The organism is Streptomyces sp. NPDC107517 (genome assembly GCF_055582645.1).
On record NZ_JBVJPM010000004.1, the window covers coordinates 97,078 to 110,206 of the forward strand.

General features: G+C 70.2%; 13 protein-coding genes. 11 read left to right on the top strand and 2 right to left on the bottom strand.

Annotated features, from left to right (window positions below):
* Positions 1–41: 41 nt before the first annotated feature.
* The 4 genes from ACZ67T_RS11320 to ACZ67T_RS11335 all read left to right on the top strand — a co-directional run bounded on the left by ACZ67T_RS11320 (position 42) and on the right by ACZ67T_RS11335 (position 4,773).
* Positions 42–1,505, top strand: coding sequence for an aldehyde dehydrogenase (locus tag ACZ67T_RS11320; RefSeq protein WP_469983240.1), 1,464 nt, complete (start codon positions 42–44; stop codon positions 1,503–1,505).
* A 59-nt stretch (positions 1,506–1,564) separates the two neighbouring features.
* Positions 1,565–2,917, top strand: coding sequence for an aminotransferase family protein (locus ACZ67T_RS11325; protein WP_469983241.1), 1,353 nt, complete (start codon positions 1,565–1,567; stop codon positions 2,915–2,917).
* 85 nt (positions 2,918–3,002) lie between these two features.
* The gene (locus ACZ67T_RS11330; RefSeq protein WP_469983242.1) at positions 3,003–4,562 is read left to right on the top strand and encodes an APC family permease; all 1,560 of its coding nucleotides are present in this window, start codon (positions 3,003–3,005) and stop codon (positions 4,560–4,562) included.
* 61 nt (positions 4,563–4,623) lie between these two features.
* Positions 4,624–4,773, top strand: coding sequence for a hypothetical protein (locus tag ACZ67T_RS11335; protein ID WP_199841884.1), 150 nt, complete (start codon positions 4,624–4,626; stop codon positions 4,771–4,773).
* An 83-nt stretch (positions 4,774–4,856) separates the two neighbouring features.
* Here the strand turns inward: ACZ67T_RS11335 and phoU are convergent, their stop codons facing one another.
* Positions 4,857–5,540 carry a phosphate signaling complex protein PhoU gene (gene phoU / locus ACZ67T_RS11340; protein ID WP_469983244.1) on the bottom strand — a complete coding sequence of 228 codons (684 nt, stop codon included), beginning with the start codon at positions 5,538–5,540 and terminating at the stop codon, positions 4,857–4,859.
* Between the two features lie 189 nt (positions 5,541–5,729).
* Between phoU and phoR the strand changes: the two genes are divergently transcribed.
* On the top strand, positions 5,730–7,007 hold the full coding sequence (phoR, locus tag ACZ67T_RS11345) for a two-component system sensor histidine kinase PhoR (RefSeq protein ID WP_469983246.1): 1,278 nt from the start codon (positions 5,730–5,732) through the stop codon (positions 7,005–7,007).
* Between the two features lie 5 nt (positions 7,008–7,012).
* Positions 7,013–7,684, top strand: a complete 672-nt coding sequence (gene phoP, locus ACZ67T_RS11350) for a two-component system response regulator PhoP (RefSeq protein WP_468975769.1) — start codon at positions 7,013–7,015, stop codon at positions 7,682–7,684.
* A gap of 91 nt (positions 7,685–7,775) precedes the next feature.
* On the opposite strand, the gene ACZ67T_RS11355 is transcribed toward phoP, so the two are convergent.
* Complete coding sequence (locus tag ACZ67T_RS11355; RefSeq protein ID WP_469983247.1) at positions 7,776–8,429, bottom strand: DUF461 domain-containing protein; 654 nt, start codon at positions 8,427–8,429, stop codon at positions 7,776–7,778.
* A 710-nt stretch (positions 8,430–9,139) separates the two neighbouring features.
* On the opposite strand from ACZ67T_RS11355, the gene ACZ67T_RS11360 reads away from it, so the two are divergent.
* The 5 genes from ACZ67T_RS11360 to cysS all read left to right on the top strand — a co-directional run bounded on the left by ACZ67T_RS11360 (position 9,140) and on the right by cysS (position 13,114).
* On the top strand, positions 9,140–9,622 hold the full coding sequence (locus ACZ67T_RS11360) for a CarD family transcriptional regulator (RefSeq protein ID WP_003953493.1): 483 nt from the start codon (positions 9,140–9,142) through the stop codon (positions 9,620–9,622).
* A 291-nt stretch (positions 9,623–9,913) separates the two neighbouring features.
* Positions 9,914–10,657 carry a 2-C-methyl-D-erythritol 4-phosphate cytidylyltransferase gene (gene ispD / locus ACZ67T_RS11365; RefSeq protein ID WP_469983249.1) on the top strand — a complete coding sequence of 248 codons (744 nt, stop codon included), beginning with the start codon at positions 9,914–9,916 and terminating at the stop codon, positions 10,655–10,657.
* Complete coding sequence (gene ispF, locus ACZ67T_RS11370) at positions 10,647–11,141, top strand: 2-C-methyl-D-erythritol 2,4-cyclodiphosphate synthase (RefSeq protein ID WP_469983250.1); 495 nt, start codon at positions 10,647–10,649, stop codon at positions 11,139–11,141. The genes ispD and ispF overlap by 11 nt, the downstream gene beginning before the upstream one ends.
* A 74-nt stretch (positions 11,142–11,215) precedes the next feature.
* Positions 11,216–11,620: a PPOX class F420-dependent oxidoreductase gene (locus tag ACZ67T_RS11375; protein ID WP_469983252.1), complete on the top strand. Its 405-nt coding sequence runs from the start codon at positions 11,216–11,218 to the stop codon at positions 11,618–11,620.
* A gap of 93 nt (positions 11,621–11,713) precedes the next feature.
* On the top strand, positions 11,714–13,114 hold the full coding sequence (gene cysS / locus ACZ67T_RS11380) for a cysteine--tRNA ligase (RefSeq protein WP_469983253.1): 1,401 nt from the start codon (positions 11,714–11,716) through the stop codon (positions 13,112–13,114).
* The last annotated feature ends 15 nt before the right edge of the window (positions 13,115–13,129 follow it).

The following is a 13,129-nucleotide window of genomic DNA, read 5'->3' on the forward strand; positions in this document are numbered from 1 at the left end:
TGTTTGAATCCGATCTCAAAGAAATAGAGGGGAGCCGCCGCATGAACACCTACGCAGACTGGCAGCGCCGAGCAGCCGAACTGACGCCACGCACAAGGGCGTTCATCAACGGCACATGGGCCGAGTCGCAAACCCGAGCCACCTTCCCCACCACCGACCCGGCCACCGGCAAGGTCACCGCACACGTCACGCGCGGCGAAGCGCCCGAGATCGACGCGGCGGTCCGCGCGGCCCGTGCCTCCTTCGAGGACGGCCGCTGGTCCCGCACCGACCCGGCGGCCCGCAAGCGCGTCCTGCTCGCACTCGCCGGCCTGATCACCGCCAACGCCGAGGAGCTGGCCCTCCTCGACACCCTCGACATGGGCAAGCCGATCGCCGAGTCCCACGGCACGGACGTGCCCGGCGCGGCCGGCGTCTTCGCCTGGTACGCGGAGGCCGCGGACAAGCTGTACGACGAGATCGCGCCGACGCCCCCGGGCAGCCTGGCGACGGTCCGCCGCACCCCGCTGGGCGTGGTGGGTGCCGTGGTCCCGTGGAACTTCCCGCTGGACCTCGCGAGCTGGAAGCTGGCGCCGGCCCTCGCGGCGGGCAACAGCGTCGTACTCAAGCCGGCGGAGCAGTCCCCGCTGTCGGCGCTGCGCCTGGCCGAACTGGCGGCGGAGGCGGGCCTGCCCGACGGCGTACTGAACGTCGTCCCCGGCATGGGCGACACCGCGGGCAGGGCGCTCGGCCTGCACAAGGACGTCGACACCCTGGTCTTCACGGGCTCGACGGAGGTCGCCCGCCGCTTCCTCTCCTACTCCGCCGAGTCGAACATGAAGCAGGTCTGGCCGGAGGCGGGCGGCAAGAGCCCGAACGTGGTCTTCGCGGACGCGGACCTGGACGCGGCGGCAGAGCGCGCGGCCTGGGGATTCGCGTACAACGCGGGCCAGGTCTGCTCGGCCAACACCCGCCTTCTGGTGGAGAGTTCGATCGCCGACGACTTCACGGCCCGCGTCGCGGAGCACGCGGCACGCTTCGTACCGGGCGACCCCCTGGACCCCGGCACGAACCTCGGCCCGCTGGTCGACGAGGCCCAGGCGGCACGGGTCCTCGCGGCGGTGGAGGCCTCCGGCGGCAAGGTGATCACGGGCGGGACGCGCGAGGGCGCCTACGTCACCCCCACCATCGTCACCGGCCTGCGCCCCGATGCGCCCCTGGCCCGCGAGGAACTCTTCGGCCCGGTCCTGACGGTCCACGCCTTCACCACGGAGGAGGAGGCGATACGCACCGCCAACGACTCCCCGTACGGCCTGGCGGCCTCGCTGTGGACGAGGGACCTGGCGCGCGCCCACCGCGTCTCGGACGCCCTGCACGCAGGGACGGTCTCGGTGAACGCGGTCGACGCGCTGAGCCCGCTGACGCCGTTCGGCGGCTTCAAGCAGTCGGGCCACGGCAGGGACCTGTCGCTCCACTCGCTCGACAAGTACACGGGCCTGAAGACGACGTGGATCACGTACGCGTAGCCGGCCTTGACCGCGACCGCCCGGACAACTCCCCACCCTCTCCCGAAGGGACGAACACCATGACCCTCACCCCCGCACAGCAGCTCGCCGCCACGGACCGGGCGCACATCATCCACCCCTACCTCCCCGGCACCGCCGAGGAACGCGTGGTGATGACGGAGGGCAAGGGCTGCCGCCTCACCGACGCGGAGGGCCGCAGCTACCTCGACGCGACGGGCGGGCTCTGGCTCGCCCAGGTCGGCCACGGCCGCAAGGAGATCGCGGACGTGGCACACGCGCAGATGCAGCAGCTCGAATACTTCACGAGCTTCTGGGAGTTCTCGAACGACAAGGCGATCCAGCTGGCCGAACGCCTCACCACGCTGGCCCCCGACAACCTCAACCACGTCTACTTCACGTCGGGCGGCTCGGAGGGCAACGAGGCGGCCATCAAGATGGCCCGCTACTACCACCACCGCAGGGGCGAGGGCTCCCGCACCTGGATCCTGGCCCGCGACAAGGCGTACCACGGCATCGGCTACGGAGGCGGCTCGGCCACCGGATTCCCCGTCTACCACGAGGGCTTCGCCCCGATGATGCCGCACGTCAGCCACCTGACGCCGCCGTGGCCGTACCGCACGGAGCTCTACGGCGACGCCGACCCCACGGACTTCCTGATCGCCGAACTGGAGGGCCGCATCGCGGAGATCGGTGCCTCCAACATCGCGGCCATGATCGGCGAACCGATCATGGGCGTGGGCGGCATGCTGGTCCCGCCGGCGGACTACTGGCCGCGCGTGCGCGAGGTCCTCGACCGCCACGGCATCCTCCTCGTCTTCGACGAGGTGGTGACGGCGTACGGCCGCGTGGGCGAATGGTTCGCGGCCCAGCACTTCGACGTGAAGCCGGACATCATCACCACGGCGAAGGGCATCACGTCGGGCTACACCCCGCTCGGCGCCCTGCTCGTCTCCGACGAGGTGACGGAGGCGCTGCTCCAGGACCACGGCTTCCCGATGGGCTACACGTACAACGGCCACCCGGTGGCGGCGGCGGTGGCCCTCGCGAACCTGGACATCATCGAACGGGAGAACCTCCTGCCCCGAGCGATCACGATGGGCGAACACCTCCACGCCCGACTCACCGAGGAACTGGGCGACTTGCCGATCGTGGGAGAGATCCGCTCGGTGGGCATGATGCTGGCGGTGGAGCTGGTGGCCGACCGCGAGACCCGCACCCCCCTCCCCCTGAACCCGGCCCGCATGCCGCACGACGTGATCCGCAAGGAGACGGGCGTCATCGTCCGCGACTCGGCCCACAGCCTGGTCCTGTCCCCGCCGCTGATCATGACGGAGCAGGAGGCGAAGGAGGCGGCCACGGCGATGCGCTCGGTCCTGGAACGCACGACACCGACGGGCGAGATCGCGAAGTAGCCCCCGGGCCCCGCCCCGCGCACCTCGGTCGCGCCCCACAGCCACCCGCACGGTCCCACCCGTCCCCAGCCCCGAGGACACAGACGTGCCCGACTACAAAGAACAAGCAGCACCACCACCAAGCACCGCCGCCGTGGGCTCAGCCGCCGCGGAGTCCACCGGCGAAGAAACCACCCCCACCCCCCACCTCCACAGAAGCCTCCGCCGCTTCGACATCACGGCGATGGCGGTGGCGGCGGTGATCTCCTTCGACACGGTGGGCCAGATCGCGACGGGCGGCGGAGAGGCGGTGACGTGGACGGCGGTCATCGCGGTCGCGTTCCTCGTCCCGTACGCGCTGCTCTTCGCGGAGACGGGCGCGGCCTTCCCCCAGGAGGGCGGCCCCTACGTCTGGGTGAAGCTGGCGTTCGGCCGGCTCACGGCGGCGCTCACGACCCTCTTCTACTGGGTGACGAACCCGATCTGGCTGGGCGGCTCGCTCGTCTTCATCGCGGCCCGGACGTGGGACGGCTTCGTGTTCCGCCTGGGCCAGGGCACGTTCGCGGACTACGCGTTCAAGACGGTGTTCATCTGGACGGCGATCCTCACGGCAGTGGTCTCGCTGCGCAAAGGCAAGTGGATCACCACGGCGGGCGCGGCGGCCAAGGTCCTCGCGCTCACCGTGTTCACGGCGACGGCAGTGGCCTACGGCATGGCACACGGCTTCCAGGGCCTGACAGGAACGGCGGACAACACCCCAGCCACCACCTTCAGCCCCACCACGGCGGGCTTCCTGGCCCTGGTACCGGTGCTCCTCTTCGCGTACGTGGGCTTCGAGGCCCCGAACGCCGCGGGCGAGGAGATGCACAACCCGCAGCGCGACGTCCCCGCGGCCCTGGGCCGCTCCGCGGGGATCGCGGCGGCCTGCTACCTGCTCCCCGTACTGGCGATCCTCTGCGTGGTCCCGCCCGGCAAGGTGACCGGCATCGGCGGCTTCATGGAGGGCGCGCAGACCATCTTCACGATCTACGGAGGCGCAAGCGGCGCACTCCTGAAGGTGACCGCGCTCCTCTTCGTCTTCGCGCTCCTCACCCAGGGCAGCGCCTGGATGATCGTCAGCGACCGGATGCAGGCGATGGCGGCGGCGGACGGCGGGTTCTTCAGCCGCAAGCTGGGCGCGTTCCACCCCGGGCTGGGCACACCGGTGCGCACGAACCTGCTGTCAGGGGCGATCGCGACGGTGTTCATGGTGGCGGCGATGCGGCTCGCCGACGGCGACGCGGCGGCGGTGTTCTCGGTCGTCCTGACCGTCGCGGTGACGACGCTGCTGCTCTCGTACCTGACGGTGATCCCGGCCCTGGCGGTCCTCCGCCTGCGCCACAGGGACGTACCGCGCCCGTACCGGGTCCCGTTCGGGACGAAGGGGTTCATGATCTGCGCGGCGCTGGTCTACGCGTGGATCCTGACCGGATCGTGGACGGCCCTGTTCCCGGGCACGCTGGAGGCGCTGCTCGGCATCACGTACGACTTCCACGACACGTGGGGGGTGTCGCGGACGGCGTTCGAGGCATTCACGCTGGGCACGGTCGTCGCCCTGCTGCTCATCGGCACCATCGGTCACGCAGTGGCCGGCGCGGCGAACGCCCGCGCGCGCGTGCGCCGTTGACGCGCCCGCCGGGCTGGGCATGAACTGAGGGACAGGCAGTTCGCCCCGAGGAGGGAACACCATGGCCGAGTCCCCCACCCCCGAAGCCATCGCAGAGCAGCCCACGGAAGTCCCGCAGCCGCACCGGCTGGTCCTGCTAGGCGCCTGCGGCTGCGGCTCGGGCTGCGGCTGCGGCTGCCAGTCGGGCGCGCCGTGCCAGTGCGGCGGCTGATCGGGCCGACATGACGGGACACGCCGGGGGCCCCGCACCACACAGGTGCGGGGCCCCCGGCAGACAGGTCACCCCGACAGGGGTCAGCTGCCGTCGACCGGCTGCGGCTGAGACGCCTGGATCTCGTCGGCGTGCTCACCGGTCACGAGATACACCACGCGCTTGGCCACGGAGACCGCGTGGTCGGCGAAGCGCTCGTAGTAACGGCCCAGCAGGGTCACGTCCACGGCCGTCTCGATGCCGTGCTTCCACCGGTCGTCCATCAGGTGCTGGAAGAGCGTCCGGTGCAGGAGGTCCATCTCGTCGTCGTCCTGCTCCAGCTGGAGCGCGAGATCGACGTCCTTGGTGATGATGACCTCGGCGGACTTCGCCATGAGCCGCTGCGCGAGCTGCCCCATCTCCAGGACGGTCGCGTGCAGATCGTGCGGAACGGCCTGGTCCGGGAACCGCAGCCGGGCGAGCTTGGCGACGTGCTGCGCCAGGTCACCGCTGCGCTCCAGGTCCGCGCTCATCCGCAGCGAGGTCACGACGATCCGCAGATCCGTGGCGACGGGCTGCTGGCGCGCGAGCAGGGCTATCGCACGGGCCTCCAGGTCATGCTGCAGATCGTCGACCTTCTGGTCCGCCGCGATGACACTCTCGGCCAGCTTCAGGTCGGCGTCGAGCATGGCCGTGGTGGCGCGCCCGATCGCCGACCCGACAAGGCGGGCCATCTCGACCAGGCCCTCGCCGATCGAGTCAAGTTCCTCGTGGTACGCGTCACGCATACAACTGTCCCTCTCACTCACTGCGCGGGGCTGCTGTGCCCCACGCTCCCACGTTCGGCCCTGTACGCGTCCGTTTCCGTCACCCCAAATGAATCACCCCTGTATCCAAGGTGAACTCTGGGCGACGAGTGTTCGAGCTACCACTCGGACGGCTGTGGGCAGTGCTGACAGGGCGCATAACCTGGAGGCATGGACGTGAACGCGGCGGTCGCCGCAGTGGCAGCGATCGCCGGGGTGTGCACCGGCGTGATCGCCATGCTGGCGTTTCGCTGGAGCGAACGCGACCAGAAGCGCCCCACCCGTACCTCCCTGCACACGGACCCGGTCCTTCCGCCCGGCGTCGACACCGTCCTCTCCGTGCTGCGCTCCTCCGCCGTCGTCCTCGACGAGGCGGACAGCGTGGTCAAGGCCAGCTCGGCGGCGTACGCCCTCGGCCTGGTCCGGGGCGGCAAGCTGGCCGTGGAGCCGATGCTCCTCATGGCCAGGGACACCCGCCGTGACGGAGAGATACGGCAGGTCGAGCTCGACCTGCCCCGGCGCGGCACCGGCCGCGGGGACGCCCTCGCGGTCTCCGCGCGGGTGGCCCCCCTCGGCTCCCGCCTGGTCCTGCTCCTCGTGGAGGACCTGACGGAGGCACGCAGGATCGAAGCGGTCCGCCGCGACTTCGTGGCGAACGTCAGCCACGAGCTGAAGACCCCGGTCGGCGCGCTCAGCCTCCTCTCCGAGGCGGTCATGGACGCGTCCGACGACCCGGAGGCGGTGGAACGCTTCGCGGGCAGGATGCAGATCGAGGCGACCCGCCTGACCAACCTGGTCCAGGAGCTCATCGACCTGTCCCGGGTGCAGAACGACGACCCGCTGGAGGACGCCGAGCCGGTCCGCGTCGACGAACTCGTCGCCGAGGCGATCGACCGCTGCCGCCACCAGGCCGGCACGAAGCAGATCACCATGGCCGCGGGAGGAACCGCGGACCTCCAGATCTGGGGCAACCGCGGCCAGCTCGCCGCGGCTCTCGGCAACCTCGTCGAGAACGCCGTCAACTACAGTCCGGCCCGAACCCGCGTGGGCATAGCCGCCCGCCGGGTCAGCGCACCCGGCGGGGACCTCATCGAGGTGGCGGTCACCGACCAGGGCCTCGGCATCTCCGACAAGGACAAGGAGCGCATCTTCGAGCGCTTCTACCGAGTCGACCCGGCCCGGTCCAGGGCCACCGGCGGTACCGGCCTCGGCCTCGCCATCGTCAAGCACGTGGCTGCCTCGCACGGCGGGGAAGTCACCGTATGGAGCTCCGAAGGTCAGGGCTCCACGTTCACCCTGCGGCTGCCGGAGGCAGGCGCGACCCGCGACCGCGGCCCAGGACACGTAGGCGGCGACGCATACGGACACCACGTCGGCAACGACGCCGACGGGCCCGACGAGACAACCGCATACGATCCCATTCCTGCCGCCCCGGAGGTCCTTCCGTGACCCGAGTGCTCGTCGTCGAGGACGAGGAATCCTTCTCCGACGCCCTGTCGTACATGCTCCGCAAGGAGGGTTTCGAGGTCGCCATCGCGGCCACCGGCCCCGACGGTCTCGACGAGTTCGAGCGCAACGGCGCCGACCTCGTCCTGCTCGACCTGATGCTGCCGGGCCTGCCCGGCACCGAGGTCTGCCGCCAGCTGCGCGGCCGGTCCAACGTCCCGGTCATCATGGTGACCGCCAAGGACAGCGAGATCGACAAGGTCGTGGGCCTCGAGATAGGAGCCGACGACTACGTCACCAAGCCCTTCTCGTCCCGCGAGCTGGTCGCCCGTATCCGCGCGGTCCTGCGCCGCAGGGGCGAGCCCGAGGAGGTCACCCCGCAGGCCCTGGAGGCCGGCCCGGTCCGCATGGACGTGGACCGCCACGTCGTCACGGTCTCCGGCTCCAAGGTCGACCTGCCCCTCAAGGAGTTCGACCTCCTGGAGATGCTCCTGCGCAACGCGGGCCGCGTCCTGACCCGCATGCAGCTGATCGACCGAGTGTGGGGCGCGGACTACGTGGGCGACACCAAGACCCTCGACGTCCACGTCAAGCGCCTGCGCGCCAAGATCGAGCCGGACCCGGGGGCCCCGCGCTACCTGGTGACGGTTCGCGGCCTGGGCTACAAGTTCGAGCCGTAAAGAGCCGGGTCACGGCGGTGACCCAGCCATGGAACGCCGAAGGGCGGGACCCCCACGGGGGTCCCGCCCTTCGCCATTGCGTACGACGTGATCAGTGCCCGGACGAGCCTGCGGCCGGGCTGCCCGAGGCCGACTCGGACGGCGAGGCGGAGCCGGACGGGGTGGCCGACCCGGAGGGCGTCGCGGAGCCGGACGCGGACTCCGACGGCTCCGTGCTCGGCACGGCCGGGATCTCGCTCGGGCCCCACTCCTTGAAGTAGCTCTCGGCCGGCACGACGAACGACTGGATCTTGACGGCGCCCGTGGTGCTGAACATGAAGGTCAGCGTCCGCACGTCACCGGCGAGGTCGGAGGTGCGGCTGTTGGGCAGCTGCGCGGACGCGTTGCCCTTCCCACCGAGGATGAGGGAGCCGCCGGCCGGGATCGACAAGGTCTTCTTGCCGTCGGCGGCGGACAGCTCGGCCGTCTTGTCGACGCCGTCGAGCTTGATCGAGTCGAGGGTCTGGGCCTTGGAGCCATTGTTGAAGAGCGTCGCGGTCACGACGGCCGGACCGGTGGACTTCAGGTCGGGCTGCGTGATCACGGTGGCGTTCTGGATCCGGATGTCCCCGACGGAGGTCTCCGCGTTGTCGGGCTTGACCTCCAGCGTCTGGGCGTTGTTTCCGGCGCCGCACGCGGCGAGCGAGGCGATCGAGAACGCGAGGGCGGCGGCGGCGAGGGCGCCGCGTCGAAGGCTGCTGCTCACGGCGGCGGCAACTCCTTGAACGTGGGCGGTAAGGGTCTGGACGCCCTGGACGGGTGTAAAGCCGCCCTAAGGGTCTGTCAGCGGGCTTAGGTTACCGAGCCGTTCGCGCGCCGCTGCACCCGACCCGCCCCTACGGAGTTTTGGATGGATCCCGGCCCCGGCCGATCCCCCGCTCGGACCGGCCCGCGCACCACCCCCCGCACCCGCGATCACCCTCGCGATCACGCCCTCACCGAACTCACCGCAGACCCGCTCGCTCCGCCTCGGCCCCTCTCACCTCAGCAAACATGACAGGCCGCATTGGCCTCCCGTTCACCATTCACATAAGGGCCCCGCGAGAGCGCCTGCGGATTTCCGGTAAGGAATGCATGGCGGTACGGAAAATTGATCACCCCTCACGGTGATCAATTCCGGATTCGGGTCGCACGCTCCTCCGAGTCACCGAACGGAGTAGCGGAAGTGCAGCGCTTCGAACCGCGCAAAACGGGACGTTCAACCCCCTGCGGACCCTTCCAGGTAGGTGTACGGTGCGCGTTTCGTCTCCGTCGAAGAGCCGCTCCGACCTGCGAATACCCCCTTCCGCAGGCCCTCCGCAGCACGTTCCGGTTGTTGTTGTCAAGCCCCGAGATATGCCCTGACCTGCGAAAACGCCATTCAGAAGACGCCGTTTCCGTGTTACCCTGGATAGCCACGGAAGGGGTACCTGTCACATGACGTTCAAGGTTGGCGACACCGTGGTCTATCCCCATCACGGGGCCGCGCTGATCGAGGCTATCGAAACTCGCCAGATCAAAGGCGTGGACAAGACCTACTTGGTGCTGAAGGTCGCGCAGGGTGACCTGACGGTGCGTGTGCCAGCGGACAATGCGGAGTTCGTCGGCGTACGTGATGTGGTCGGTCAGGACGGTCTCGACCGGGTCTTCGAGGTGCTTCGCGCGCCGTACGCCGAGGAGCCCACGAACTGGTCGCGCCGCTACAAGGCAAATCTCGAGAAGCTCGCCTCCGGCGATGTCATCAAGGTCGCGGAAGTCGTCCGTGACCTGTGGCGTCGGGAGCGTGAGCGCGGACTGTCCGCAGGTGAGAAGCGCATGCTCGCCAAGGCACGGCAGATCCTGGTGAGCGAGCTCGCGCTCGCCGAGAACACGAACGAGGACAAGGCCGAGGCCCTGCTCGACGAGGTTCTCGCGTCCTGACGCGTGCCCTGACCGGCACGCGGCTGCGACAAGAAGTCCCGGGCGAGAGCCCAGGCGCATGAATAATGCCGCGGTGCCCGCTGACCCTGATGGTGTCGCCGGGCGCTGCGGCATATTCGTACCCGCACTCTGTGCCTGCTCGCGGTACCTGTCCGCTTGACTCACTGGCGTGCCGGGCCCGGGCAGCTGGCTCGACCGGATGTCACGGAAGGGGTCCGGTCAAGGCGTCGCGCCCGGCACTGGTGTTGGCCATACCCACCTCGGTCGAGCACACAAACCTGAACGGAAGCGATGTCTGACGAAACGCGGCCCTCGCGCACCGCGGCCGTGATTCCGGCCGCCGGCCGGGGCGTACGCCTCGGCCCTGGCGCCCCCAAAGCACTCCGCGCGCTCAACGGCACCCCGATCCTCATCCACGCCGTCCGGGCGATGGCCGCCTCGCGGTCCGTCTCCCTCGTCGTCGTGGTCGCCCCGCCCGACGAGGCTTCCGCCGCCGAGGTGAAGACCCTCCTCGCCGACCACGCGCTCCCCGAGCGGACCGACTTCGTCGTCGTACCGGGCGGCGAGACACGCCAGGAGTCCGTGAAGCTCGGCCTCGACGCCCTGCCGCCCGGCATCGACGTCGTCCTCGTCCACGACGCGGCCCGCCCCCTGGTGCCCGTCGACACGGTCGACAGCGTCATCGAAGCCGTACGCGAAGGCGCCCCCGCCGTCGTCCCCGCGCTGCCCCTCGCCGACACCGTCAAGCAGGTCGAGGCCCGCACCGACGGCGGACCCGAGCTCGTCGTCGCGACGCCCGAGCGGGCCCGGCTGCGCGCCGTGCAGACCCCGCAGGGCTTCGACCGCGACACGCTCGTGCGCGCCCACGAGACCGTCACGGACAACGTCACGGACGACGCCAGCATGGTCGAGCAGCTCGGCGAACCGGTCGTCCTCGTGCCCGGGCACGAGGAGGCCTTCAAGGTCACCCGCCCCCTCGACCTCGTGCTCGCCGAGGCCGTGCTCGCCCGCAGGAGGGCCAACGATGGCTTCTGAGCTCCCGGTCATCCCCCTCGTCGGCATCGGCACCGACATCCACGCCTTCGAAGAGGGCCGCGAACTGTGGTGCGCGGGACTGAAGTGGGAGGGCGAGGGCCCCGGTCTCGCCGGGCACTCCGATGCCGACGTCGTCGCGCACGCCGCGTGCAACGCGCTGTTCTCCGCCGCCGGGCTCGGTGACCTGGGCGCCCACTTCGGCACGGGCCGCCCCGAGTGGTCCGGTGCCTCCGGGCTCACCCTGCTCACCGAGGCCGCCCGCATCGTGCGCGAGGCGGGTTTCGCCATCGGCAACGTCGCCGTCCAGGTCATCGGCCCCCGACCCAAGATCGGGAAGCGGCGCGAGGAGGCGCAGAAGGTGCTCTCCGACGCGGCCGGCGCCCCCGTCTCCGTCTCCGGCGCCACCACCGACGGCCTGGGCTTCCCCGGCCGCGGCGACGGCCTCGCGGCGATCGCCACGGCACTGGTCGTCAGGACGGGCTGAAATACCGCTGCGGGGACGGATGCTGGCGCAGTATCGGGTACTCGTACAGGCATCCCCCCAAGGAGTGAGGCTCCATGTCCGCCCAGCTGTCCGACGAGCTCAAGGCGTTGCTCGACACCCCCGTCTTCATCACGGTCGCCACCATCCAGCCCGACGGGAGCCCGCAGGTGTCGCCTGTCTGGGTGAAGCGGGACGGGGACGACGTGCTGTTCTCCACGACCGTCGACCGGCGCAAGGAGAAGAACCTGCGCCGTGACCCCCGCGTCACCGTCGTCGTGCAGCCCACCGACAACCCCTACACGTACGCCGAGATCCGCGGCAGCGCCGACCTCACCACCGAGGGCGGCCAGGAGCTCATCGACGAGCTGTCCCTCAAGTACACGGGCAAGAAGTACGCGGAGTTCAACCCCCGCTCCGCGGACGACGCCGAGCGCGTCGTCGTGCGGATCACCCCCCGCAAGGTCGTCGGCCAGGTCTGAACGGCGGCCTGACACACGTCACAACGTCACGGTTGTGCCCCGTGTCCCCAAACGGGTCGCGGGGCACTGCCTTGGGCCCACTACCCTGGAGGGGTGACTATTCGCCTGCACGACACCAGCGCCCGGAAGATCCGTGACTTCGTCCCGCTGACACCGGGTTGTGTCTCGATCTACCTCTGTGGCGCGACCGTGCAGGCCGCTCCGCACATCGGGCACATTCGGTCCGGCCTCAACTTCGACATCATGCGCCGCTGGTTCACGTACCGCGGCTACGAGGTGACGTTCGTGCGGAACGTCACCGACATCGACGACAAGATCATCAAGAAGGCCGCCGAGCAGGGCCGGCCCTGGTGGTCGATCGGGTACGAGAACGAGCGCGCGTTCAACGACGGCTACACCGCCCTAGGCTGCCTGCCGCCCACCTACGAGCCGCGCGCCACCGGTCATGTCACCGAGATGGTCGAGATGATGCGCGGCCTCATCGAGCGCGGCCACGCCTACGAGGCGGACGGGAACGTCTACTTCGACGTGCGCTCCTTCCCCGGCTACCTGGAGCTGTCGAACCAGGACCTCGACGAGCTGCGCCAGCCCTCCGGCGAAGGCGAGACCGGCAAGCGCGACCCGCGCGACTTCGCCATGTGGAAGGCCGTCAAGCCCGGCGAGCCCAGCTGGGAGACCCCGTGGGGCCGCGGCCGGCCCGGCTGGCACCTGGAGTGCTCGGCGATGGCGCACAAGTACCTGGGCTCCGCCTTCGACATCCACGGCGGCGGCATCGACCTGATCTTCCCGCACCACGAGAACGAGATCGCCCAGGCCAAGGCCTTCGGCGACGAGTTCGCCAAGTACTGGGTGCACAACTCGTGGGTCACCATGAGCGGCGAGAAGATGTCGAAGTCCCTGGGCAACTCGGTCCTCGTGTCCGAGATGGTCAAGGAGTGGCGCCCGATCGTGCTGCGCTACTACCTCGGCACCCCGCACTACCGCTCGACCATCGAGTACAGCGAGGACGCCCTGCGCGACGCCGAGTCCGCGTTCGCGCGGATCGAGGGCTTCGTGCAGCGCGTCACCGAGCTGGCCGGGGGCGTCGTCGCCCCCGCCGACGAGGTGCCGCCCGCCTTCGCCGAGGCGATGGACGACGACCTGGGCGTGCCGCAGGCGCTCGCGATCATCCACACCACCGTCCGCCAGGGCAACAGCGCCCTCGCCGCCGACGACAAGGACGCCGCCGTCGCCCGCCTCGCCGAGGTCCGCGCGATGCTCGGCGTCCTCGGCCTGGACCCGCTCGACCCGCACTGGGCCGGCGAGACCGAGCGCGGCGAGGACCTGCACGGCGCCGTCGACACCCTCGTACGGCTCGTCCTGGAGCAGCGCGAGTCCGCCCGCGCCCGCAAGGACTGGGCCACCGCCGACGCCATCCGCGACCAGCTCGGCCAGTCCGGGCTCGTCATCGAGGACAGCCCGACCGGGCCGCGCTGGACGCTCGGCCCGCGCTGACGACCTGCGCGAATG